The following is a 22,793-nucleotide window of genomic DNA, read 5'->3' on the forward strand; positions in this document are numbered from 1 at the left end:
CCGGAACCTGATCCCTGGTGTCAACGGACTCGGCACGTTGGTGGGGCGCTCGGCTGGTTACCAGGCGCCCCACCCCCTCTTCTCCGAAGTTTCCCTGGCTTCTGCAGTGCACGCCGCTGGCACCCATTCAGCCGTTACGTCTCTCTTCAGAGGCCCCGTATCGAGTCTCCGCTTGACGGCATTCATTGACTAGCGCGGTCTAGTTAACGCAGTAAGGCGCCACCCCGAAGGGTGACGCCTTACTGGCAAAGCAGACCTCTAACGAGGCGGGAACCTAATTAAAGGATTCGACTACTTAAGGGTTACGGTTGCGCCGGCTTCTTCAAGAGCAGCCTTTGCCTTCTCGGCAGCTTCCTTGTTTGCACCCTCGAGTACAACGCTGGGAGCGCCATCAACGACGGCCTTCGCCTCACCGAGACCGAGGCTCGTGAGGGTGCGCACCTCCTTGATAACCTGGATCTTCTTCTCGCCGGCTGACTCGAGAACGACGTCGAATGAGTCCTTCTCTTCAACTTCTTCAGCAGCAGCAGCAGGTGCGGCAGCAGCAGCAACCGGGGCAGCAGCAGTAACTTCGAAGACCTCTTCGAACTTCTTAACGAAGTCGCTGAGCTCGATGAGGGTCAGTTCCTTGAAGGCCTCAATGAGGTCGTCGCTTGACATTTTCGCCATGATTTTCTCCTATATTTCTTAAGCTAATTAACCCGCGCGTTACTGCGCGGAGTCCTGCTTCTCGCGCAGCGCGTCGACCGTGCGAACGGCCTGAGCGAGCGGTGCGTTGAACAGATAAGCGGCGCCGAACAGTGAAGCCTTGGCTGCTCCAGCAAACTTCGCAAGGAGCACCTCCCGACTTTCCAGTGCGGCCAGCTTGGTGACCTCTTCAGCAGTGAGCGCGTTACCGTCAAAGTAACCACCCTTCACCACGAGAAGAGGGTTTGCCTTGGCAAAGTCACGCATAGCCTTCGCAACGGCGACAGGGTCTCCGTGTACGAATGCGATTGCCGATGGACCAACAAGTTCCTCGTCGAATGACGAGATTCCTGCAGCGTTAGCGGCGATCTTTGTCAGCGTGTTCTTCACCACGGCGTATGTTGCGTGCTCACTGATTGACTTGCGCAGCTCCTTGAGCTGGGCAACAGTGAGTCCGCGATACTCGGTTAGCAGAACGGCGGTCGAGTTGCGGAATAGATCCGTAAGCTCGGCGACCGATGCTTCCTTGTTCGCCATGGTGCTCCCTACTGGTTGATGTGTGTCTGCCTCAGAGCCGACCGGAAGTGTAAAGAGTGGCTGGAGAAAAGAAAAAGCTCCGGCCCTACTGCGCTAACGCAGAGGCACGGAGCTGAGTTGCGGCCAGATCTGGCCGAAAAACTACTTCACACACCTGCGCTGGCCTTCGTTTTCACGAACTTCGATCACACACACTTTCGCGCATGCAAACGACCGGCGGTCTTTGGCTTCGGTAAGACTACGGGATAGCGGGTGTTGCCGCAAATCCCGGGAGCTCTAGTCGAAACACCGTGTTCCCAGGCTCGCTAGAGACTGTCACGGTGCCGCCGTGCGCCTGAGCTACCGCGGCAACGATTGATAGCCCAAGTCCGGTGCTCCCTGCCGCACGCGAACGCGAACTATCGCCGCGAACAAAACGCTCAAATACTGTCGGCTGAAGTTCGAGGGAGATTCCGGGGCCGGTGTCTCGGACCTCGATGATGGCGCGCCTGCCATCCACCATCAGGGACGAGGTGACCTGAGTACCAGCTGGCGTGTGCACACGAGCATTGGCGAGTAGATTCGCAACCACCTGGTGCAGCCTCGCGCGGTCGCCTCGAATCGTTACCGAGGCATCCGGAAGCTCCAGCTCCCACTTGTGGTCAGGCCCGGCAGCATGTGCATCGCTCACCGCATCGATAAGAAGCCGCGAGAGGTCCACCGGTTTGCGCTCGATCGCTACGTGCTCGTCGAGACGTGCCAAGAGCAGCAAACTCTCGACCAACCCGGTCATGCGCACGGACTCGGCCTCAATCCGACCAATCGCGTGAGCAACATCATCCGGAATATCGTGCCCCCCGCGACGGGTCAGTTCGGCATAGCCACGAATCGAGGCCAGCGGGGTTCGCAGTTCATGGCTGGCGTCTGCCACAAAGGCACGCACCTTGTTTTCACTGGCCTGTCGCGCACTCAGAGCGGATGCTACGTGCGCGAGCAGTTGGTTGAGAGCTGCACCGACCTGCCCAACTTCAGTGCGCGGATCAGAATCTTCTGAGGAGACACGTTCTGCCAGCGCGACAGCTCCGCGATCGAGTTGCAGCTCGGCAACGCGCGTGGCAGTGTCGGCGACACGCTCGAGCGGGCGTAACGCAAACCGCACCGCGATTGCGCCGACGATCGCCGCGATCGCTAAGGCAAGCACTCCAATGCCGACCACCACCGCTGTCAACTGCACAACTGTGGCACGCACATCGGCAAGAGGGAGAGCGACGAGGAGCATCTCTCCACCAACAGGGGTTTTCGACAGTACGACGCGATAGTCGCCGAGTTCGCTGCCCAGATTCACCGTAACCGGTTCGTCGATGCGAGTGAGGTCGGCGAGAGTTGCCAGTTGTGCTTCTGTGAGTGGAGTGGATGATCCGTTTTTGCCCAACACCCCCGCTGTAACGTCTCCGCTGGACGAGATTAGACCGGCGAGCGTTCCTTCGCGCTGACCTGGCAACGCCAGAAAGTCTCGCGTGGGTGGAGGCTTTTGGTTGTTCCCACCAGGGCGGCCGTCGAGCGCACCCTGAGAGCGGCCAGTGGCAGAGGTCAATTGCGTGTCGAGACGATTGACGAGAAACCCTTGGAGGGCCAACACGCTCACGACGCCGATAACTAGCGCGGCGAGCGCGATGAGTGCCGTTGTGCCGAGCACTAATCGATTACGCAAGCTGAGCTTCGGGCGGCCGTTCTGTGCCTTCAGGCCGTTTTGGCCGGTCATTCTGGCGTCCGCAACATATACCCGACACCGCGAACTGTCTGGATCATGGGCGGACCAAGAACGTCAATCTTCTTCCGGAGATAGGAAATATAGATCTCGACGACACTTGCCTTGCCTCCGAAGTCGTAGCTCCACACTCTGTCGAGTATCTGAGCACGGCTGAGCACGCGTCGCGGATTACGCATGAGGTAGCGCAACAATTCGAATTCTGTGGCTGTGAGCTCGACTTTGGTCCCTGCTCGGGCGACCTCGTACGTGCTCTCATCGAGCGAGAGGTCGCCAACCTCGATCACGGGGTCGGCATCACCAGCAATGGTGAGCGCTGATCGGCGAAGAAGCGCTCGAAGCCGAGCGACAAGCTCCTCCAAGCTGAACGGCTTAGTTACATAGTCGTCGCCGCCAACCGTGAGGCCAGCAACTCGATCCTCAACAGAGTCTTTAGCCGTGAGAAAAAGAATCGGGGTCTGGATGCCGTCAGCCCGCAATCGTGTGAGCACTGCAAGCCCATCGAGACCCGGCATCATGATGTCGAGGACGATCACGTCGGGTCGAAATTCTCGAATTGTGGTGAGAGCTTGCTGTCCGTCAGAGGCGAGCCGAACATCCCATCCCTCGTAGCGAAGCGCCATAGACAGAAGGTCGGTGAGGGAATCCTCATCGTCAACGACGACGGCGCGAATGGCAGTGCCGTCGGCTCTGCTCAAACGCGGCTGCGCCTGGACCGCAGGAAGGTGACGTGACTGATTCATGTCTCTAGTTATTCGGAGTTTCCTATGAAATTTCTGAGAACGGTGCTAGCACGCGGAGTAAATCACTCCTACGAAGGTTCTGGGGCGGCACTCAGGTTGACCATAGCGAGCTGATAGGCGCCGAACCTACCTTTGCCTCGACAACCCGAAGCACCGAGGAGACCCATGTTCGGAACGTACCTGTATCGAGAGCTCAGCAATCGACGCAAACAAACCACCATCATTGCAGCAGGCATGGCGCTCGCCATTGCGTTGGTCATGATCGTCAGCGGCGTTGCCTCGGGAGTGCGGGATGCCCAAGCGAGCGTGCTCGCCTCGGTCTACGGCGTCGGCACTGACATCACCGTCACTCAAGAGCCTGAGCAGCCCGTTGAGGGACAGGGAGGACAAGGGCCTGGGCAACAACCGCGGTTCGAATTTGGCGCAGACGAAGGCGCTAGCGCCGACGGCACAACCGCTCTCGCTCAATCACGACTCACGAGTGGCGCAGGGAGTACGACGTTCGACGCAGCCGCTCTCGCGACGGCCGCCTCGCTCGACAACGTCGCCGCTGCAACGGCGACCCTCACCCTCAACAACGTGAGCTTCTCCGGAGAGATCCCCACGCGTGACGCGACTGCTGAAGAAGGTGCAGAACCAGGGGGTGCACCCGGAGCCGGTCAAACCGGGCGTGGCCCCGACGGCGCTGGCGGAAGCTCGTTCAGTGTCGACACGTTCAGCGTCACCGGAATCGATGTCGCCGGAGAAAGCGTCGGCCCCCTCACCTCGGTCGGACTCGTCGATGGCCGCTCCTTTGACGCCACCGATGCTGGCACCAGCGTTGTTGTTCTCGACTCCGGGTATGCCACGACGAGCGAACTTGTTGTCGGCGATGCCCTCGAGGTTGGTGGCGAAGAGTTCGAGATTATCGGCACTGTTTCGTCGGCCTCTTCGGACGCCACCACCGCATCAAACGCCTACATTCCTCTCGACACAGCCCAGCGCATCGCTGGCCTCGAGGGCCAGATCTCTACCGTGTATGTGCAAGCGACATCCTCGACGGCGATCGTTGCCGTTCAGGAGTCGTTGCAGAACGCCCTTCCTGACGCTGCTGTCAAAACTCAAGAGGATCTCGCCTCGAGCGTTTCCGGTTCGCTCGCGACCGCATCCGACCTCGTGGGCAAGCTAGGAACATGGCTGTCGATCATCGTGCTTGCTGCGGCGTTCCTGATTTCTGTGCTCCTCACCACCTCTGGGGTTGGTCGCCGCACTCGTGAGTTCGGCACACTGAAAGCGATCGGCTGGAGCAACGGTGCCGTTGTGCGTCAGGTTGCCGGCGAGTCACTGGTGCAGGGCGCAATCGGCGGAGTGGCTGGTGTTGCCATCGGCCTACTCGGCATTCTCGCGATCAACCTTGCTGCGCCAGTGTTAAGTGCCAGCGCCGCGACGACGGCAGCGAATGGAGCCGGAGCTTTCCCCGGCGGCGGCGGCGGAAATCGGTTCGGCGATGCAGCAACGACTGCTGTTTCCACGACGACGGACATCGCCCTGCACATACCCGTGACCTTCGGCATTATTGGCATCGCAGTGGCCCTGGCCATTCTTGGTGGGCTCATCGCCGGTGCGTTCGGTGGATGGCGTGCTGCGAAGTTGAGACCGGCTGAAGCCCTGCGCAGCGTTGCCTGATCCTCATAAATTTTCACGACTCAACGGAGACCTTCCATGTATGAACTAGCAAATCTCACCAAGACCTACGACACCAAACGCGGCACTGTTCGCGCCCTCAACAACGTCACTCTCAGCATCCCGACCGGGCAAATGGTAGCTATCCAAGGTCCGACCGGTGGCGGAAAGTCAACGCTGCTCCAGATGCTCGGCGCTCTTGAGCGGCCGACGAGCGGCACGGTCACTCTTGGCGAAAGTGAATTATCGGGGATGCCAGATGCGCGACTTGCCGACATCCGGGCTCACACCATCGGGTTCGTTTTTCAGGGCTTCAATCTCATTCCCACTCTCACAGCACAGGAGAACGTCGAGACAGCGCTTGCACCCCTCGGTCTTTCGAGCGTGGAACGTAGGCGGCGCGCCACCGAAGCCCTCGATACTGTGGGGTTGAGTGAGCGCCTCTCGCACCACCCTGCTGAGCTTTCGGGTGGCCAACAGCAGCGCGTGGCGATCGCTCGCGCCCTCGTGAAAGAACCGACGGTACTGCTCGCCGATGAACCGACCGGAAACCTTGACGAGCAGACTCGTGACGAGATCATGGATCTGCTTGAGGGACTGTGGCGCAATCAGGGCCTCACGTTGATCATCGTCACCCACGATTCTGCGGTGGCTAAGCGGGCCGAGCGCCGACTGCAGTTGAAGCACGGAGCAGTGACCGAGAAGAAGTGAGGGCGTCGTTGGTGGTGGTTACCGCGTCGCCCCGGTGATCAGCCAACGATCGCCACTCGCCCGAAACCCGAGCGTCACCGCACGAGCGCCGATGTACCCCAACCCAAACGCGCACCACAGTGCGACCAACGCCGGTGCGGCGGTGAGGTCGGCGGCTTTGACCCACCAGAGCAGCGGCAAGTAGACGGCCAGATTGACGAGCCCCGTGAGTGCGAGATAGCGTGCATCCCCGGCTCCGATCAACACCCCGTCAAGCACAAACACGAAACCAGCGATCGGGATGCCGAGAGCCAGCACGGGCAGCAGTGCACCTAAGCCGGTGCGCACCGCCGGATCGGAACTAAACACGAACCCAACCCAGGGCGACATGGCCAGAACCACGAGGCCCAACAGCACTCCGCTTGCTATGCCCAATTCGATGAGCCTTCGGGTGATGGCACGCGCTTGGGGAACATCGCTAGCGCCGAGCTCTTTGCCGATCATCGCCTGGCCTGCAATGGCGAGGGCGTCAAGAACGAACGCCAATGTCGCGAAGATCGTGAGCGCGATCTGCACTGTCGCGAGTTCAGCCACCCCGAATCCCGTCGCGACAGCGATCGTGGCGAGCATTGCGGCCCGCAACGATGCCGTGCGCAACAGCAGCCATGCACCGGCGTGACTGGCGGCGAGCATCCCGCCCCAGTGCGGGCGCACGCGGGCTTTCTCGCGGCGCGCAATCACCAAGAGCATCACAATGTAGGCAATGGCCATTGCCCAACTTGCCACAACGGTTCCAATAGCGGATCCCGCAAGCCCCCAGCCGAAGCCATATATGAAGAGCACGTTGAGCAGAGCGTTAGAGACGAACCCCGCCACCGCAACAATGAGTGGCGTTCGAGTGTCTTGGAGCCCTCGCAAAAGTCCGGATGCCGCGAACGTGATCAGCATCGCTGGCAGGCCAAGAATCGAGATTGCGAGGTACTGGTTGGCGTAGCCGATGATGCTTGCATCGGGCTCGAACAAGCCGATGAGCCACGGTGTCGCCGGGATACCGACAACGATGAGCACGACGCCGAGGACAATGGCGAGCCAGACGCCGTCAACTCCTGCAGCGACAGCACGAGCACGGTTGCCCACTCCTAGCCAGCGCGCGACGGCGGGGGTCGTCGAGTATGCAAGAAAGATGAGAAGACCGACGGCGGTTTGCAACACCGCGCTTGCCACGCTGAGCCCGCCCAATTGGGCACTGCCGAGGTGCCCGACGAGCGCAGTATCGGTGAGGAGGAAAACGGGCTCGGCAACGAGCGCGCCAAGCGCAGGAAGCGCAAGCCGTCGGATGTCGCGGTCAAGCGGCGAGCGAAAGGAAGCCACTGGCGCTTAGTCGGCTGACGGTTCGGCAGCGGTGGTCGACTTCGAAGCAGTCGACTTCGAGGCAGTCGACTTTTTTGCTGCCGGCTTTCTGGGTGTGGACTTCGTTGCTGTCGGCTCTTTTATTGCAGGCTTCGTTGCCGCCGGCTTCTTCGGCGCCGACTTTTTCGCAACAGATTTCTTCGCGACCGGCTTCTTCGCGGTCGCGGTCGCCTCCGATACCAACTTGGCCGGGGCAGACTTCGTTCGGGCCACCTTCGTGTCCGATGCTGCTTTTGGCTGCGTCATCTTTGGCGTCGTCGTGTTTGGCATGTTCTTCTTCGGCGACGGCGTCGTCGTCTTTGGCGCTTTCTTCGCCGGCGTCGTTGTCGGCGCTTTCTTCGTTGGCGTCGTTGTCGGCGTTTTCTTTGTTGGCGTTTTCTTTGTTGGCGTTTTCTTCGGCGACGCTGTTCGCGCGGCCGCTGCGGCTGGGGCTGCAGTCGGAGTCGACGATGCGTCTTCCTCCATGAGCACGGGAGCTCCGCGATCGACTATCCCGGCATCGGAGACCGAACCAACAGCCTTCGAGACGTGAGCTTTGTTGACGTCGAGTTCGTTGTCGCCACCGGTGCCATCGTCTGCGGCACGAGCCACATCGCGATTGTCACTGCTCTCGTCGTCGTCGTCATCGTCATCGTCATCGTCATCGTCATCGTCATCGTCATCGTCATCACTGTCGCTGTCGCTGTCGCTGTCGCTGTCGCCGTCGCCGTCGCCGGCAAGCCGTTCACGACGCTCTCGCACTTTGCCAAGGACGGTCGGGACAAGGAGGATAAGCAACAGTACGACTGCAGTAGTCGCGATTAGCACGACAGACTGCACTGAACCTTGATCGGGCTGGGGCGTTGGATCAATGATGTCAATCGTTCGGCCAGTCAGCATCGGCTGATACTCGGCGAGAGTCATCTCCCCGGCGACTCCACTTTCGCCGCGCACAAGCGGAACGATCGAGCCGTCGCTGAGGCTGAACCAGGCACCCGTCTCTGGCTCGTGCACGAGGGTCGCGTCCGTCTCGACATCGTCGAGCGCGAGCGCTGTTCCGGGGCTATGGACGAAATCAATCATTTCCGGATCAACTGTTGCAGGATTGATCCCGATCATCGCAACGCCGACAGGTTCTTCGCCGATAAGGACCGGAACTTTCCAGCGGTTCACATATTGCACCGGAGTGTCGGTCACCTCGCCCGAGCGAAACGCATCAGACCACAAGAACATTCTGTCGATTTCACCGAGCTCGATGCCCTCGGAAAAGTCGAGGCCGTTACCACTCTGATCGACGCCAAAGTAGTCTTCGAGCTCGGCAATCAACCCATCATCAGCAGAGCCGAAGGCGGTGACATCCGGCGGAATAGAGCCGGTGGATGCCGCAGCGGCCGCGGGAGAGCCGAAAGTCAGGATCGCAAACATTGCCACAGCAGCAAGCAACCAGCTACGGCGAACACTCGAGAATGACGCAGTTTCGGTTCGACCAGCTCGCATGCGCCTAGTCTGCCAGTACCGCCATCCAATCGCTGACGTGACGCGAATCGATGCCTCACCTGCCGGCTGAATTTCGCGCTGTCTGCACGCCAAGCAACCATGCCTGCCGAAATCGCGAGAGAATGGACAGGTGACTATGCAACCGGAACTCGATTTATGGGAGCCGATCGCGCCCAATCATCGCGACCGCGTTGTTGCTCATTCTGAGGATCGAGTTGCATGGCTTCGTGCTCGAAGCCGAGGCGTTACCGCCACGGATGCTGCCCGCCTTGCAACTGAGCAATCGTTGCGTGGGGTCGTGGAGAGCAAGCTTCTGGGCTCCGGTTTCAGCGGAAACGCGTTTACCGACCACGGCCGTGTGAGGGAACCAGAGATCGCGCGCTGGGTGCTTTCTCACCACGGCATCCAGGCAAGTTCTGCGCTGTATCACGCTCACGACGAGCCGCTCCATTTGGCAACCCCCGATGGCGTCTCGGTGATCAATGGGGCTGTGGTGTTGTCGGAGATCAAGACGACTCAGAGAGCGTGGCGCAGCATCCCGCGCTCGTATCTTCGTCAGGTCTGGTGGCAACAATACGTTTTGGGAGCGGATCGCACCTTGGTGGTCTGGGAACAGCACGATGACTTCGTGCCCGTACATGCCGAGCCCCAATGCCAGTGGGTGGAGCGCGATGAAGATCAGATCCATGCCCTAGTCGGACTTGCTGATCGGCTTCTCAACCTCATGCGAGCGTCCTAGCCCGCTGAGTTTCCCGCACTAATTTTCCCGCACTGAGTTGCTCGCGCTGAGTCTCGCTGGCGCGCCAGCATCAGTACGAGCGACTTCCCCCAAGATTGCGTGCGGCAATGACAGTACCCAGCATGATGAGCCATCCGATCGCGATGGTGGTTGCGACAAACTCGAGCCTGCTGCCCAACGCCACCTGAAAGCGGAAGAGCGAAAAGAGGCCTCCAGTGCCTGCTATAACCGCAACAGCAATGGCGGTAGTCAACGACAGGCGAGCGAGCACCCGATGCTCCCGCGCGAAAGACGTTTGAATCATCGCCCAGCATGCCGCGCCAAAAGCGATGACGGCGGCAAGAGTGTGGGCGAAGTCTTGCCACGTGAACGTTGCACCGTATGGCAGCGGGCAGCCCGAGGTGCAGGTCACCTGTGATGCGACAAGAAAAAATCCGCATCCTACCCACAGGGAAAGTGCAGGCGAGCCGAGAGAAAGTACGGGAGGCCACGCTCGAACTCGACGGGCAGCCCACGCGACCGCTGACCCTCCTGCCACGATCAGTAGCAACGCGAACTCGAAGGCTGAAGCGGTCGGTTCGCCTTCTGCACCCAGCTCGCTGACGTAGAGCTCACGAGGAATCGAAACGCGGGACACCCAGATGAGCACGAGGGCAACACCGACGGCGATACTGCCGACAACAGCGGCAGTGCCTTCAAGCACAGCGGGCGAAACCCGAGGTGGTGAGACTGCGGTCATCGGGCGACTACTCGCGGGAGAGAGGTCATCGAGACGAGCATTCCCCAATCGTAGAGCACGACCGAGCGAGAAACTGAGATCAATCTGAATCAGTGTGCGGGGCGTGAATCGAACACGAGCTCCCGAACGTAGTCGTCTTCCCAACGCTCCCCCACCAGAAACTTCTTGGAACCAACGAGCTGGAAGCCCATCTTCTCGTAGAAGCGATTGGCTCGAGCGTTCTCCTGATTGACCCCAAGCCAGACGGCAGCGAATCCTTGATCGCGCGCCTGTTGGACCCCGGCAGCAACGAGTGCGGCTGCTACTCCTGCACCGTGGAAACCGCCGAGCACGTAGCACTTGCTGAGTTCGATCGTTGGTCGCGCCGAAAGTGCCGATGCGACATCCGAATCATTCGGTTCGGCACTGTGGAACAACACGTATCCTGCTGGTTGGCCGTCGACCTCACCGATCAAGATCGCACGCTCGACATCGTCAAGGTAAGCAGTGAAGGCGTGAACGGAAAGATGCTGAGCGATAAAGTCAGCAATTGCTTCGGGCGTCGTGCCCGGAGGGCACGCGAGGGCGAAGGTCTGTCGGGCCAGTTCATGCAGCAATTCCGCATCTGAGCTGGCGGCACGGCGAACTGTTGTCGTCACGGCTTTCTCCTCCGGAATGCGAAAACGGGGGCCGGCAAAAGCCGACCCCCGTTCACATAAGCAGTATTAGATCGAGTTGATGTCGACCGGGATGCCAGGACCGAAGGTCGTGGAAACCGTTGCTTTGGTGATGTAGCGGCCCTTTGAGGAGCTGGGCTTGGCGCGAACGATCTCGTCGAGCGCTGCCTTGATGTTCTCATCGAGCTGCTCAGCAGTGAACGCCGTCTTGCCAACAATGAAGTGCACGTTGGAGTGCTTGTCGACACGGAATTCGATCTTTCCGCCCTTGATCTCCGAGACAGCCTTAGCGGTGTCAGGAGTAACCGTTCCGGTCTTCGGGTTTGGCATGAGGCCACGCGGACCAAGAACCTTACCCAAACGACCAACCTGGCCCATGAGCTCGGGGGTCGAAACTGCTGCGTCGAAAGCGGTGTAGCCAGCGGCTACCTTCTCGATGAGCTCCGAGCCACCAACCTCGTCAGCACCAGCAGCAATAGCCGCTTCAGCTGCAGGACCGGTTGCGAAAACGATAACGCGAGCAGTCTTACCCGTACCGTGAGGCAGGATAACGGTGCCGCGAACCATCTGGTCAGCCTTGCGAGGGTCTACACCCAAGCGAAGAGCAACCTCAACGGTTGAATCAAACTTCTTTGAGCCGGTCTCGCGAGCAACAGCTACAGCCTCGGTGGGCGTGTAGAACTTGCCCTCTTCGAGCTTGTCGGTGGCAGCCTTGTATGCCTTGGAATTCTTGGACATTATGCCTCCACCGTGATTCCCATCGAACGAGCAGTGCCCGCGATGATCTTCATTGCGCCGTCGATGTCGTTGGCGTTGAGGTCAGCCATCTTCTGCTCGGCGATCGTACGAACTTGGTCTTTAGTGAGCTGCGCAACCTTGACGCTGTGCGGCGTGCCTGAACCCTTTGCGACTCCAGCAGCCTTCTTGATGAGCTCTGCTGCCGGCGGGGTCTTGAGGATGAACGTGAATGAACGGTCCTCGTACACGGTGATCTCAACCGGGATAACGTTTCCACGCTGTGCCTCGGTTGCGGCGTTGTACGCCTTGCAGAACTCCATGATGTTAACGCCGTGCTGACCAAGCGCAGGCCCGATGGGCGGTGCGGGGTTAGCGGCGCCGGCTTGGATCTGAAGCTTAATCAGACCTGTAACCTTCTTTTTCGGTGCCATTGTGTTTCCTTTTCAGTACGAACTGACCCGTGTGGCCAGCTCTCCCGCACCCGGTGGGCGCGGTGGTTTTTTAGGGGCCTTAGCCCTTAAAGCTTGGTGACCTGATCGAAGCTGAGCTCGACCGGGGTCTCGCGCTCGAAGAGGGAGACCAGAACGATGAGCTTTCCGCTCTCTGCCTTGATCTCGCTGATCGAACCAGGCAGACCCGCGAACGAGCCTTCCTTGATCGTGATGGTCTCGCCGATTTCGAAGTCGATTTCGGCAGGAATCGAACGCGCTGCGGTCTTGCCCTTAGCGGACGAGCCCTTAGTTGCGGGAGCTTCGACGATTTCAACGAGGCTCTTCAGCATGTTGAAAGCTTCTTCGAAGCGAAGCGGTACGGGGTTGTGCGCGTTGCCCACGAAGCCAGTAACGCCGGGAGTGTGACGAACAACGGACCAGCTGTCTTCGTTGAGGTCCATGCGAACCAGAACGTAGCCGGGGATGCGAACGCGGTTGACGAGCTTGCGCTGGCCATTCTTGATCTCGACAACATCTTCCATCGGTACTTCGACCTGGAAGACGGCGTCTTCCATCGCCATCGATACCTTGCGGTTTTCAATGTTGTGCTTGACGCGCTTCTCGAAGCCGGCGTACGAGTGGATGACGTACCACTTGCCAGGCTGAAGACGAAGATCCATGCGGAACTCGGCGTAGGGATCGACCTCAGCGCCTTCAGCTTCAGCGTCATCGGCCGCTTCGTCGTCAGTTGCGGCGACGGAGGCGTCAGCCTCAGCAGCGTTGTCAATGTCAAGGGCGTCGTTTACTTCAGCATCAGCTTCAGGGTCGACCGCGGCATCCAGAGCCTCAAGGAGGCCAGCAAGATCGGCGTCGACATCAGCCGAACCGCCTTCAATGTGCATTGCCTGGTGCTCGGCGGAGTCTTCTGAACGCTCTGCCTCAGCCAGGGTGTTACCCGTCTGCGCCTCATCCTCCTCGGAGGACTGCTCTGCTGCCGTAGCGAGCTCGGAGTCTTCGCGGTGGTTCTCGGACACTAAATCTCTTTTCGTTGCTCTGCAGTTCGGTGGTAGCCGCTGCGGGGTGTGAGGCCTAAACGACCAAGTCAGGGTTGCCGAACAAGAAGTTCACCAAAGCGCTAAACCCGAAGTCGAGCCCGGAAACGATGCCCATCATGATGACAACGAAGACGAGAACTACGCCGGTGAAGCTGATCAGTTCACGCTTTGTTGGCGTGACGACCTTCTTCAGCTCGTTGATCACTTGGCGGATAAAGAGTGCCATGCGCCCGAAGGGTCCACGACGTTGCTCGCTGTCCTTCTTCGCCTTGGCGACGACGTCCTCGCTGGGCTCGTCTACGTCTTTCTTGGCCACTCTTAGTTACCTTCCGATACTTCGGCTTGCTCGGCCCAGCCCGTGAAACACGGATTGGGACTTGCAGGGCGGACAGGACTCGAACCTGCAACCTGCGGTTTTGGAGACCGCTGCTCTACCAATTGAGCCACCACCCTTTGCGAAAGATTTGCATCTTTCACACCAACACCTTCGCACAAACACCGCTCCACATCCATTCTCGAAAACGAGGAGTAGGCGCGCGAAAGTATGGCAGTAATCAACTACTTCTTCCAGTGTACGTCATCCGACGCCCTCCTGAAATACGCGCTACCTATAGATGCCACCAAAGCACGCTCTGCCCGCAAAAATTCGGTCTCAAAAACTTTTCTGAGAAATATCTGTAAACCCGCGTCATAACCTGCGGGGGTCGCAGTCTCTCTATACAAGCGGGGCGAACCACCCCTCTAATTCGGGCACCACCAGAAACACCATTCGGGCAACACCACGCGAGACCTAACCATCTCGCCGCACAACTCAAAAACATCACCACCAAATGGGCAAGCGAAGCTGAGATCAGGCAGTAGTTCGTGGCACAACCCTCACGTTGGCGTCACCGTCGAATCAGCTTCCTTGTCCGCACAGGATCAGGAAGGTACCAGTCGTGTTTACACAACACATCCCGCGCACTGGGAAGCCAGTCGGGAATACCAAGCACACCCCAGCAGTCCGTTTCGGAGCGGCACTGGGAACCGTAGCCCTCGTTTCGGGCTTCACCCTCATTGCACCCGCTGCCGCTAGTGCAGACGAGACAAACGGAGCCTCGTACGCCTACGCAGAATTCCTTTCCGGCGATGTGCTCGGAACCGATCTCGGCAACGTTGCCGCCCTCGGACAGGTCGTAGCCACAAACAACGGCAGCCAATCACTTCAGGTTCACCGCGATCCTCTTACCGTTGACGCCCTCGGTGCCACGGTGCTCAACCAGCCTGGCGGACTGCAGCTTCCTCTCGTTGATGTCGTCGACGCTGGCGTTGTCAACCAGTACGCCCAGGCCGACAAAAACGGAGAGTCCTTCGCTTCGACAGGCGCCATCCACGATGACGGCGGAATCGGCGTGGGAAGCGTGGCTTCAGGCCCGGCCGGCGACCTCACCCTCGACCTCGACAGCCTTCTCGCTAACGAGTTTGCGTCGGTACTCACCGACCTGAAGCTCGACCTTGAGGCAGTCGCCGCTCGCGCTGACGGAAACATGACCGCCGCATCCGGTGACTACACCCTCGCGGATGCAACGCTGAGCTTCTCCAGCCCGGCCATCAGCCAGTTGACAAGCAAGGTCACGACCGCCCTGAACGGCGTCAATGGTCAACTCCTGAACCTCGGCGGCGACGACGGCGTTCTCGGCAACTCAATCGACGGAATCCTCGACCCCGTTCTCGGCGTCGTAGGATCCTCAGCGGATGTCAAGGTAGTTATTGACGCTGATCTCCAGAACGCAGTCAGCACTTTGCTGACTGGCAAGTACGGCCAGGGCGCAGTGAGCTTCAACCTCGAAACCGGCGCAGTAATTGTCGACCTCGAGGCTCTGATGGGCGGCGAACTGAACGACCTGCCGCCAAACACCGAACTGTTGACGGATGCCGTAATCAATCAGATTCTCAACGGAATCACCGAAACTGTGGCTGACCTAGCCGACGACATCGTCGAGCGCGTTGAGCTCTCGCTGCGGGATGCTCACGTCGAGGTCTCTGCGAAGCTCAATCTGCTGACCGCACAGGACCCGGTGCAGAGCACGGTGTGCCGCGACATCCAGATCCCCATCATCGGTGACATCCTCAACGGCGACGTTATCGGCGGCGGAACCTCGGGCGGCGGCCTCGTTGGCGGACTGCTCGGCGGTCTCACCGGCGGCCTTACCGGCGGCGGCTCCGGCGGCCTCACCGGCGTCACCCAGGGCATCATCGGTTACACAACCGACACGGTGTGCGACCTCGTCAGCACAGTTCTCCCCGATCTGCGCAGCACCGTTGACGTCAGCATCATCGGAAACGTTGATGACCTGATCGACGGAAGTGCCGTCTCAGCCAAGGCGAACATCTCGCTCCTCGGCGGAACGGTCAAGACCGGCCTCAACGTGAACACCATGATCGGCAGTCTAGGAAAGAGCCTCAACACCTCACTCTTCTCCAACGGCGGGGTTGTGACTTCACTGGTCAACAGCTTGAACACCGGACTGGTGAACCCGGCAGTAACCGGTCTCCTTGGGGAATCCAGCGTCGCGACTGTGCTTCACGACCTCGTGTCTATCAAGGTCAATGTTCAAGAGCAGTGGACCTCCACTGGCGCAGTCACGGGAAACATGTTCAGCGAAACTGCGGTTCGCGTCACTGTTGGTGGTGGACTCAGCTCCTCTAGCCTCTCCAGCGGCAGCGGAATTCTGAACGGAGCTCTCGGTCGAGCAACAGCTGCCCCGAGCTTCGCCTCAACCGGAGTAGCCACCCTGAATGTGGCCCGCGCCGTAGTCGGGCCGAACGTTCAGACCGTGATTGACCCCGGATGTACCCAGAATTGTGGACCGGAGGTTGACCCGGACTGCACGAACTGTGTCCCTGTCACCGATCCTTGTGTCGGAATCTGCCTCCCGGATCTTCCGACCTATGCCCTCGGTGGGCAGCTCGCATACACCGGTGCCGGTGTTGCGACGCTCATCGCCCTAATCGTCGCGTTGTTGGCAGCGGGTGCCTACTTCGCGCGTCAGGGTTACCTACGTACACACCCCAAGTCCGAGCTCTAGGACTGCGTAGATAACCTATAGCGGCCGGAGCTTATCGTCCCCCCAGGATTCAAGCTCCGGCCGCTTCTCTCTGCCCCTATCGTGCACGCACGGTAGGGGCAGTTTTTTGGCTGTCTACGCACCTGAATGTCGCCCGTAATCTCTGGCCAGAGCCCTGGCCTACGCCCTAGACTTGACCGGTGACCTCACCTCGCCTCTCTGCCAGAATTTCCGCCATTGCCGAATCAGCCACCCTCAAGGTGGATGCGAAAGCGAAGTCGCTTCTCGCGGCCGGTCGCCCCATCATTAGCTACGCAGCAGGTGAACCCGATTTTGCGACTCCCGCGAACATTGTGACAGCGGCATCCGCAGCAGTGCTCGACCCCAAAAACCACCGTTACACGCCTGCAGCCGGACTGCCGGAACTGCGGGAAGCCATCGCCGCGAAGACGCTGCGCGATAGCGGCCTCGAGGTCGGAATCAACCAAGTCGTTGTCACCAACGGTGGCAAGCAGGCCGTGTACCAAGCGTTTGCCACGCTCGTAGATCAGGGCGACGAAGTCATCGTCCCTACCCCGTATTGGACCACCTACCCCGAAGCGATCAAGCTCGCCGGTGGCACCATGGTTGAGGTCTTCGCGGGTGCAGACCAGGGTTATCTCGTCACTGTCGAACAGCTCGAAGCTGCGCGCACCGAGAAAACCAAGGTGCTGCTCTTCGTTTCGCCATCGAACCCCACTGGTGCCGTCTACACCCCAGAACAGACCAAAGCCATCGGCGAGTGGGCCCTCGAACACGGCATCTGGGTGATCAGCGACGACATCTACCAAAACTTGGTCTACGACGGAATTCGTGCCGTCTCGATCGTTGAGGTTGTTCCCGCGCTCGCCGACACCACCATCCTTGTGAACGGTGTGGCTAAGAGCTACTCGATGACCGGATGGCGTCTCGGCTGGATGGTCGGCCCCGTCGACGCTATGAAGGGGGCTGCGAATCTGCAGTCGCACCTCACGAGCAACGTCTCCAACATCTCGCAGCGCGCCGCCATCGAAGCCCTCACCGGCCCACAAGATGCTGTTGAAGAAATGCGACTCGCCTTCGACCGCCGCCGCAAGCTCATGGTCTCAGAGCTCAACAAGATCGAGGGCCTGCACTGTCCGACACCTCAGGGTGCCTTCTATGTGTACCCGGATGTCTCCGGCCTTCTGAACCGCGAATGGGCCGGCGTCACCCCGACCACAAGCCTCGAACTCGCCGACCTCATCCTCGAGAAGGCCGAAGTTGCGGTAATCCCCGGAGAAGCATTCGGGCCAAGCGGCTACCTGCGTCTCTCCTATGCCCTCGGCGACGACGCGCTCCTCGAAGGCGTTCAACGCCTGCAGAAACTTTTCAGCTAACAGCGCCGCCTCCGTGGCGGTGGAGGAATGTGATGAATACCACGCCGCCGAATAATGACGATGCTGCTGCCGCCACTGAGGCAGCCGAGGCAGCCGAGGCAGCCGAGGCAGCCGCCGGAAGGCTAGGCGTTGCGCTCGCGACCGCACTGCCATCCGAGCGATTGCACGCCGCGATGGCTGCGGGCACGCATCCGCGCCCCGAATACGTGGCCGTATTGCTCGAGCGCTGCGCAATCGAACCCGACCTCAACGTTCGCGAGACCCTCACGTGGGCGCTGATGCGGCATCCATCATCGATCACTGTGCCATTACTGATTTCCGAAACTCGATCGGGGACGGCTCAGGCGCGCAGCCAAGCACTGCACACTCTCTCTAAGATCGGCGACCCCGCTGGCTGGGAAGCGATCACCCCCGCAGTGTTGAACGACTCCGACGAGATAGTCGCGCGCACGGCTTGGCGGGTCGCCACCGTACTCGTGCCGGAGGGACTCGAGCACGAGCTCGCGACCGAGCTTGGCGCACACCTCGGTCGCGGCGAGCACGACGCCAAGATGAGTCTCAGCCGGGCTCTCGTCACGCTCGGCGAGCACGCCGCGGTTCTGCTCGACGGAATCGCTGAGAACGGACGCGGGGATGCACGGCTTCACGCCATGACCACGTTGCTGTTGCGGGAATCCCCTGACGACGGTTACGAGGCTGCCCTGTTCGATGCAGAACTGCGGCTGATGTTGACCGATGCCGCTGGGGGCGCGGAATCTAGTGTCGAGCCGAATCCTCAGCCAACGGTCGAGGGTGTGCCTCCGGCTGCGACAGGGGACCCGGACGACAGCGACAGCGACAGCGACAGCGACAGCGACAGCGACAGCGACAGCGACTAGAACCTAGCGGCCTGGCAGTTCGACGGCGACGGTGGTTCCGCCATAACCGTTGGTCTGGTCGCGACCCTCGATAGTGACCTCAGCGATGCCTTCAGGAATCTCTACGCCCGACTGAGTTCGCGTAAACGGTTGCTCACTTGCATGATCATGCGTGAGCGTGTGCTCGCCAAGCACCGCGCCATCGGGCGACAGCACCCGCCAGCCATCCGCATATTGCTCGGGAGTGTCATAGGCAGAGCTGATGGTCACCGCGAAGTCGAAGGTATTCGTGCCAGATTCGGAGACCTCCACGTGTTCCACATCGGGGAAGAACGTGGCCGCGTCAGAACTTGAGCTGGCTGGCGGTGACGAGCTGAGTTCAGAGGTGCTGCTCGAGGTGCTGGCGGCCGAGCATCCGGTCACAGCGAAAGTGACGGCGAGCGCGAGCGCTGCAACAGAAAAGGTGCGAGATTGTGCTGGCGACGTCATACGTCGACGGTACCGGGGTTGGCTGAAGACTCGATCACCCTGCGCGGCGGTATCGTGGCGGCCGCCTGCGGGACGATACCGCCCATCAACCGATCGGTTGATGGACCTCTAACCGTGCGTACCTGTTGCGGGCGGGCCAGACAAGCGACGATAGAAGCATGAACACCACCGCTCCCGTAGTGCAGGTCGAAGATCTGCACAAAACTTACGGCTCCTTTGCCGCTGTTGACTCTGTCAGTTTTGAGATTCAGCGCGGCGAAACCTTCGCCCTGCTTGGCCCCAACGGTGCCGGCAAGTCGACAACCATTGAGATCTTGGAGGGTTACCGTGATCGCACCGGCGGCTCCGTGAAGGTGCTCGGCGTCGATCCGGGCAAGGGTGGTCTCGACTGGAAGGCCCGCCTCGGTATCGTGCTGCAGTCAAGCGGCGAGAGCGGCAACGTGACCGTGCGCGAGCAGCTCACCCACTTTGCTGGTTACTACCCCAACCCTCGCACGGTTGATGAGGTCATCGCTTCGGTAGGGCTCGAAGAAAAAGCGGGCACCCTCATCCGCAAGCTGTCTGGCGGACAACGTCGGCGAGTGGATGTCGCGCTCGGCATTATCGGCAACCCCGAGCTTCTCTTTCTCGACGAACCAACCACGGGCTTTGACCCTGAGGCTCGTCAACAGTTTTGGCAGCTGATTCGCTCGCTCAAGGCGGACGGCACCACCATCCTCCTTACTACTCACTACCTCGACGAGGCAGCCCAATTGGGCGACCGGGCCGGAGTGATCGCGGGCGGAAAGATGATCGACATCGGAGCAATTGATGAGATTGGCGGGCAAGAAGCTCGCACGCCAATCGTGCGCTGGCGCGATTCTGCTGGCAAGCATGAAGAACGAACCCACTCCCCCGGTTCTGTCGTGGCCTCCCTCATGGCCAACGGTGCCGAACCTGCCGGGCTCGAGATTCTGCGCCCCAGCCTTGAAGACATTTATCTGCAGTTGGTCGCCGACCACGCGCAGGCCCGTGAAGTGGAGAACGCACGATGAGCACCACCACCAGTACCAGCATGCCACCGCCAACCGGTCAGACGACCGCGCCCAGCTTCGGCCTCGGAATCGGGCGCGGCTTGAAGCTCGGCTTCAGCCGCATCAAGCTCGAAGTTCGCAGCTACTTCCGTCAGGGCGACTCGGTGTTCTTCACCTTCCTGTTCCCGGTCGTGATGCTCACCATCTTTGCCGTGGCCTTCAGCGAGCAGAACTTCGGCACCGAAGAAGAACCGCTCACCGCCGCAGCCTTCTACCTGCCAGGGATGATCGCCGCCGGCCTTCTCCTGAGCGGCCTGCAAAACATGGCCATCGACATTGCGATGGAACGCAGCGACGGCACCCTTAAACGCCTCGCCGGAACGCCCCTCCCCGTGATGAGTTACTTCATCGGCAAAATCGGACAAGTCTTTGTCACCGGTGTACTCCAAGCCACTCTCGTGATCCTGGTCGCGAGCGTCGCGTTCGACGTTGAACTGCCGAGCGAACCAAGCAAATGGGTGACCTTCGCGTGGGTCTTTGTGCTCGGCGTTACGACATCCGCCGTGCTCGGTATTGCGCTGAGCGGCCTCCCGCGCAGTGGCAAGAGCGCCACCGCCGTCGTCATCCCTGTTGCCCTCGTACTGCAGTTCATCTCCGGCGTGTACTTGGGTTTCTCGATGCTGCCCGAATGGCTACAAAACTTTGCCAGCATCTTTCCACTCAAATGGATGGCGCAAGGTATGCGCGAAGTATTCCTCCCCGCGAGCTTCGAAATCATGGAACAGTCCGAAAGCTGGAACCTGCCCGGCGTTGCCATCGCCACCGGCCTCTGGCTGGTTGTCGGCCTCATCATGACGCGCATTACCTTCCGCTGGATCCGCAAGGATAGCTAAATGGGTTACCTGCGCTGGATGAGTATCGCCGTCGTTATCACGGCGATACTCATGGGCGTGCTCGTTCTCGGCACCGACTGGTCGACACCCAGCGACCAGATCGGGGCCGGGATCGCCCTGGCCGCCTTCGTGCTCGCGTGGTTCACCGTCGGCATCCGCGCCTTCACCAACAAAATTGCCGCGTTCGTCTTCATTGCCCTTCTCGCCGTTGTTGTCGGCACCGGAGTATCTTTTGAACCCTCATTAGCAACCCTGCAGGCAATTGCTTACCCGCTCGTGTGGGTCATCGCCGGCAGCGTGCGCAACGCAATCATCGGCAACATCACTATCGCCCTCAGCGTCGGTATTGGGTTCATGATCTTCGCTGGCCTCAGCCCCGAATCGTTGCTGCAATACGGCACCATCGTCGGGCTCTCCCTCGTCTTCAGCCTTGCGCTTGGCCTCTGGATCACCCAAATCTCCAAGCTCAGCGACCAACGCCAAGACCTAGTGCTCGAGCTGCAATCGACCCGCGACGAACTTGCCGCCATCAGTCGGGATGCCGGGATCTCTAGCGAACGAGAGCGGCTCGCCCGCGAGATCCACGACACCATCGCGCAAGACCTCACCGGGCTAGTGCTCGTCGCCCAAAGAGCTAAGCGCGAACTCGAAAACAACCAACCTGTCGCTGCAGCCGAACAACTTGAGCTAATCGAAGACAGCGCCCGCGCAGCACTTGCTGAGGCGCGCGCACTCGTGACGGCATCCGCTCCGGTCGGGCTTACCGGTGACGGCATCATGAATGCTCTCGAGCGGTTAGCCGAACGTTACAGTCGCGAAACCCAACTGACCGTGACCGTGGATGCGGGGCAGCTTCCGGCGATCGAGCGCGAGACTGAGGTGGTGATTTTGCGCTGCGCTCAGGAGGCCCTCGCGAATGTGCGCAAGCATGCCTCGGCCACGCGCGCAACGATCTCGGTGACGGCCGATATATCTGGGCTCACGGTATCTGTCACGGATGACGGCGTCGGTTTCGACCCCACCACCACTCACACCGGGTTTGGCCTTGAGGGCATGAGCGAACGTTTGGCTCTCGTCAGGGGCCGCCTCGATGTCGACAGCTCGGCCGCCGGCACCACCGTGCACGCCACCATTCCCCTAGGAGCCTCCGCATGATTCGTGTCGTTGTTGCCGATGATCACCCGATTGTGCGCAGTGGAATCGTCGGGCTGCTGAGTTCTGCGGATGACATCGAAGTTGTCGGAGAGGCCAGCGACGGCGCCGAGGCGGTCGCGTTAGCGACGCAGCTCTCCCCCGACGTCGTACTCATGGATTTGCGCATGCCCGGGCTCGGTGGCGCCGAAGCGACCGCGCACATCGTCGCCGCGCGCCCCGACGTGCGCGTGGTGATTCTGACCACCTACGAGTCTGACGAAAACATTCTTACTGCGATCGAGGCTGGTGCTAGCGGCTACCTGCTGAAGGCGGCACCGCAGGATGAGATCTTGGCTGGGCTGCGTTCGGTGGCTCGCGGCGAGGTTGCTTTGGCTCCGTCAATCGCGGCGCTGTTGGTGAAGCGAATGCGGGAGCCGGATCGGGTGTCACTCAGCGATCGCGAGACGCAGGTGCTTGCGCTTGTTGCCGAGGGCAACAGCAACCGGGCGATTGCTACGGCCCTCTTTGTGAGCGAAGCGACGGTAAAGACGCATCTCATCCATGTATTTGAAAAACTGGGGGTAAAGGACCGCACCCGCGCTGTCACGAAGGCGATGGAATTGGGTTTGTTGCCCGGTCCGAGCTAGCTAGTT

The 22,793-nt window shown here is 60.3% G+C and carries 23 protein-coding genes and 1 tRNA gene; 10 read left to right on the top strand and 14 right to left on the bottom strand.

Going from position 1 to position 22,793, the window contains the following annotated elements; translation table 11 throughout:
• Positions 1 to 291 precede the first annotated feature (291 nt).
• The 4 genes from rplL to FFT87_RS00225 all read right to left on the bottom strand — a co-directional run bounded on the left by rplL (position 292) and on the right by FFT87_RS00225 (position 3,714).
• Positions 292 to 669, bottom strand: coding sequence for a 50S ribosomal protein L7/L12 (gene rplL / locus FFT87_RS00210; RefSeq protein WP_219949407.1), 378 nt, complete (start codon positions 667 to 669; stop codon positions 292 to 294).
• Between the two features lie 39 nt (positions 670 to 708).
• Positions 709 to 1,224, bottom strand: coding sequence for a 50S ribosomal protein L10 (rplJ, locus tag FFT87_RS00215; RefSeq protein ID WP_197138637.1), 516 nt, complete (start codon positions 1,222 to 1,224; stop codon positions 709 to 711).
• A 238-nt stretch (positions 1,225 to 1,462) separates the two neighbouring features.
• Complete coding sequence (locus tag FFT87_RS00220) at positions 1,463 to 2,965, bottom strand: cell wall metabolism sensor histidine kinase WalK (RefSeq protein WP_219949408.1); 1,503 nt, start codon at positions 2,963 to 2,965, stop codon at positions 1,463 to 1,465.
• Positions 2,962 to 3,714: a response regulator transcription factor gene (locus FFT87_RS00225; RefSeq protein WP_255559978.1), complete on the bottom strand. Its 753-nt coding sequence runs from the start codon at positions 3,712 to 3,714 to the stop codon at positions 2,962 to 2,964. Before FFT87_RS00225 ends, FFT87_RS00220 begins: the two co-directional genes overlap by 4 nt.
• A 165-nt stretch (positions 3,715 to 3,879) precedes the next feature.
• Between FFT87_RS00225 and FFT87_RS00230 the strand changes: the two genes are divergently transcribed.
• Together FFT87_RS00230 and FFT87_RS00235 are read left to right on the top strand one after the other, a co-directional pair.
• A complete protein-coding gene (locus FFT87_RS00230; protein WP_219949409.1) occupies positions 3,880 to 5,379 on the top strand; it encodes an ABC transporter permease in 1,500 nt (499 codons plus the stop codon).
• 36 nt (positions 5,380 to 5,415) lie between these two features.
• Positions 5,416 to 6,087 carry an ABC transporter ATP-binding protein gene (locus FFT87_RS00235; RefSeq protein WP_219949410.1) on the top strand — a complete coding sequence of 224 codons (672 nt, stop codon included), beginning with the start codon at positions 5,416 to 5,418 and terminating at the stop codon, positions 6,085 to 6,087.
• Positions 6,088 to 6,105: 18 nt separating this feature from the next.
• Here FFT87_RS00235 and FFT87_RS00240 read toward each other — a convergent pair whose 3' ends face one another.
• Together FFT87_RS00240 and FFT87_RS00245 are read right to left on the bottom strand one after the other, a co-directional pair.
• Entirely contained in the window at positions 6,106 to 7,437 is a 1,332-nt protein-coding gene (locus FFT87_RS00240; RefSeq protein WP_219949411.1) for an MATE family efflux transporter, read from the bottom strand.
• A gap of 6 nt (positions 7,438 to 7,443) precedes the next feature.
• Complete coding sequence (locus FFT87_RS00245; RefSeq protein ID WP_219949412.1) at positions 7,444 to 8,952, bottom strand: hypothetical protein; 1,509 nt, start codon at positions 8,950 to 8,952, stop codon at positions 7,444 to 7,446.
• 136 nt (positions 8,953 to 9,088) lie between these two features.
• Between FFT87_RS00245 and FFT87_RS00250 the strand changes: the two genes are divergently transcribed.
• The gene (locus FFT87_RS00250; RefSeq protein WP_255560108.1) at positions 9,089 to 9,691 is read left to right on the top strand and encodes a YqaJ viral recombinase family protein; all 603 of its coding nucleotides are present in this window, start codon (positions 9,089 to 9,091) and stop codon (positions 9,689 to 9,691) included.
• 70 nt (positions 9,692 to 9,761) lie between these two features.
• Here the strand turns inward: FFT87_RS00250 and FFT87_RS00255 are convergent, their stop codons facing one another.
• The 7 genes from FFT87_RS00255 to FFT87_RS00285 form a co-directional block, all read right to left on the bottom strand.
• On the bottom strand, positions 9,762 to 10,430 hold the full coding sequence (locus FFT87_RS00255) for a DUF998 domain-containing protein (protein WP_219949413.1): 669 nt from the start codon (positions 10,428 to 10,430) through the stop codon (positions 9,762 to 9,764).
• An 89-nt stretch (positions 10,431 to 10,519) separates the two neighbouring features.
• Positions 10,520 to 11,068 (bottom strand): GNAT family N-acetyltransferase, encoded by a 549-nt coding sequence (locus FFT87_RS00260; protein WP_219949414.1) that lies wholly within the window; start codon positions 11,066 to 11,068, stop codon positions 10,520 to 10,522.
• Between the two features lie 66 nt (positions 11,069 to 11,134).
• Entirely contained in the window at positions 11,135 to 11,824 is a 690-nt protein-coding gene (rplA, locus tag FFT87_RS00265; protein WP_219949415.1) for a 50S ribosomal protein L1, read from the bottom strand.
• Entirely contained in the window at positions 11,824 to 12,255 is a 432-nt protein-coding gene (gene rplK, locus FFT87_RS00270) for a 50S ribosomal protein L11 (RefSeq protein ID WP_219949416.1), read from the bottom strand. The genes rplA and rplK overlap by 1 nt, the downstream gene beginning before the upstream one ends.
• Before the next feature lie 86 nt (positions 12,256 to 12,341).
• Positions 12,342 to 13,289 (bottom strand): transcription termination/antitermination protein NusG, encoded by a 948-nt coding sequence (gene nusG, locus FFT87_RS00275; protein WP_219949417.1) that lies wholly within the window; start codon positions 13,287 to 13,289, stop codon positions 12,342 to 12,344.
• A gap of 55 nt (positions 13,290 to 13,344) precedes the next feature.
• Positions 13,345 to 13,626 (bottom strand): preprotein translocase subunit SecE, encoded by a 282-nt coding sequence (gene secE / locus FFT87_RS00280; RefSeq protein ID WP_219949418.1) that lies wholly within the window; start codon positions 13,624 to 13,626, stop codon positions 13,345 to 13,347.
• Between the two features lie 64 nt (positions 13,627 to 13,690).
• A tRNA-Trp gene (locus FFT87_RS00285) sits at positions 13,691 to 13,763 on the bottom strand.
• Positions 13,764 to 14,248: 485 nt separating this feature from the next.
• Between FFT87_RS00285 and FFT87_RS00290 the strand changes: the two genes are divergently transcribed.
• From FFT87_RS00290 to FFT87_RS00300, 3 genes are all read left to right on the top strand, one after another.
• Positions 14,249 to 16,378 (top strand): choice-of-anchor G family protein, encoded by a 2,130-nt coding sequence (locus FFT87_RS00290; RefSeq protein ID WP_219949419.1) that lies wholly within the window; start codon positions 14,249 to 14,251, stop codon positions 16,376 to 16,378.
• A 179-nt stretch (positions 16,379 to 16,557) separates the two neighbouring features.
• Positions 16,558 to 17,754 carry a pyridoxal phosphate-dependent aminotransferase gene (locus tag FFT87_RS00295; protein WP_219949420.1) on the top strand — a complete coding sequence of 399 codons (1,197 nt, stop codon included), beginning with the start codon at positions 16,558 to 16,560 and terminating at the stop codon, positions 17,752 to 17,754.
• A 32-nt stretch (positions 17,755 to 17,786) separates the two neighbouring features.
• A complete protein-coding gene (locus tag FFT87_RS00300) occupies positions 17,787 to 18,632 on the top strand; it encodes a HEAT repeat domain-containing protein (RefSeq protein ID WP_219949421.1) in 846 nt (281 codons plus the stop codon).
• A gap of 3 nt (positions 18,633 to 18,635) precedes the next feature.
• On the opposite strand, the gene FFT87_RS00305 is transcribed toward FFT87_RS00300, so the two are convergent.
• Positions 18,636 to 19,100 carry a hypothetical protein gene (locus FFT87_RS00305; RefSeq protein ID WP_219949422.1) on the bottom strand — a complete coding sequence of 155 codons (465 nt, stop codon included), beginning with the start codon at positions 19,098 to 19,100 and terminating at the stop codon, positions 18,636 to 18,638.
• 158 nt (positions 19,101 to 19,258) lie between these two features.
• Here FFT87_RS00305 and FFT87_RS00310 point away from each other — a divergent pair, with 158 nt between their 5' ends.
• From FFT87_RS00310 to FFT87_RS00325, 4 genes are read left to right on the top strand one after another with little or no spacing between them, the layout of a single operon-like run.
• A complete protein-coding gene (locus tag FFT87_RS00310; protein WP_219949423.1) occupies positions 19,259 to 20,134 on the top strand; it encodes an ABC transporter ATP-binding protein in 876 nt (291 codons plus the stop codon).
• Positions 20,131 to 21,006 carry an ABC transporter permease gene (locus tag FFT87_RS00315; RefSeq protein ID WP_255559979.1) on the top strand — a complete coding sequence of 292 codons (876 nt, stop codon included), beginning with the start codon at positions 20,131 to 20,133 and terminating at the stop codon, positions 21,004 to 21,006. The genes FFT87_RS00310 and FFT87_RS00315 overlap by 4 nt, the downstream gene beginning before the upstream one ends.
• Positions 21,007 to 22,161: a sensor histidine kinase gene (locus FFT87_RS00320; RefSeq protein WP_219949424.1), complete on the top strand. Its 1,155-nt coding sequence runs from the start codon at positions 21,007 to 21,009 to the stop codon at positions 22,159 to 22,161. It abuts the gene before it with no gap.
• Positions 22,158 to 22,787, top strand: a complete 630-nt coding sequence (locus FFT87_RS00325; RefSeq protein ID WP_219949425.1) for a response regulator transcription factor — start codon at positions 22,158 to 22,160, stop codon at positions 22,785 to 22,787. The genes FFT87_RS00320 and FFT87_RS00325 overlap by 4 nt, the downstream gene beginning before the upstream one ends.
• The last annotated feature ends 6 nt before the right edge of the window (positions 22,788 to 22,793 follow it).

Source organism: Salinibacterium sp. M195 (assembly GCF_019443965.1).
Taxonomy (GTDB): Bacteria; Actinomycetota; Actinomycetes; order Actinomycetales; family Microbacteriaceae; genus Rhodoglobus.

Excerpts from the sequence above, each read along its gene's own strand:
- FFT87_RS00320 (WP_219949424.1), top strand. The coding sequence starts at position 21,007 with ATGGGTTACCTGCGCTGGATGAGTATCGCCGTCGTTATCACGGCGATA.
- FFT87_RS00325 (WP_219949425.1), top strand. The coding sequence starts at position 22,158 with ATGATTCGTGTCGTTGTTGCCGATGATCACCCGATTGTGCGCAGTGGA.
- FFT87_RS00245 (WP_219949412.1), bottom strand. The coding sequence starts at position 8,952 with ATGCGAGCTGGTCGAACCGAAACTGCGTCATTCTCGAGTGTTCGCCGT.
- rplJ (WP_197138637.1), bottom strand. The coding sequence starts at position 1,224 with ATGGCGAACAAGGAAGCATCGGTCGCCGAGCTTACGGATCTATTCCGC.
- FFT87_RS00230 (WP_219949409.1), top strand. The coding sequence starts at position 3,880 with ATGTTCGGAACGTACCTGTATCGAGAGCTCAGCAATCGACGCAAACAA.
- FFT87_RS00255 (WP_219949413.1), bottom strand. The coding sequence starts at position 10,430 with ATGACCGCAGTCTCACCACCTCGGGTTTCGCCCGCTGTGCTTGAAGGC.
- FFT87_RS00315 (WP_255559979.1), top strand. The coding sequence starts at position 20,131 with ATGAGCACCACCACCAGTACCAGCATGCCACCGCCAACCGGTCAGACG.
- FFT87_RS00235 (WP_219949410.1), top strand. The coding sequence starts at position 5,416 with ATGTATGAACTAGCAAATCTCACCAAGACCTACGACACCAAACGCGGC.
- FFT87_RS00250 (WP_255560108.1), top strand. The coding sequence starts at position 9,089 with ATGCAACCGGAACTCGATTTATGGGAGCCGATCGCGCCCAATCATCGC.
- FFT87_RS00220 (WP_219949408.1), bottom strand. The coding sequence starts at position 2,965 with ATGACCGGCCAAAACGGCCTGAAGGCACAGAACGGCCGCCCGAAGCTC.
- rplK (WP_219949416.1), bottom strand. The coding sequence starts at position 12,255 with ATGGCACCGAAAAAGAAGGTTACAGGTCTGATTAAGCTTCAGATCCAA.
- FFT87_RS00305 (WP_219949422.1), bottom strand. The coding sequence starts at position 19,100 with ATGACGTCGCCAGCACAATCTCGCACCTTTTCTGTTGCAGCGCTCGCG.
- FFT87_RS00300 (WP_219949421.1), top strand. The coding sequence starts at position 17,787 with ATGAATACCACGCCGCCGAATAATGACGATGCTGCTGCCGCCACTGAG.
- rplA (WP_219949415.1), bottom strand. The coding sequence starts at position 11,824 with ATGTCCAAGAATTCCAAGGCATACAAGGCTGCCACCGACAAGCTCGAA.
- rplL (WP_219949407.1), bottom strand. The coding sequence starts at position 669 with ATGGCGAAAATGTCAAGCGACGACCTCATTGAGGCCTTCAAGGAACTG.
- FFT87_RS00310 (WP_219949423.1), top strand. The coding sequence starts at position 19,259 with ATGAACACCACCGCTCCCGTAGTGCAGGTCGAAGATCTGCACAAAACT.
- FFT87_RS00225 (WP_255559978.1), bottom strand. The coding sequence starts at position 3,714 with ATGAATCAGTCACGTCACCTTCCTGCGGTCCAGGCGCAGCCGCGTTTG.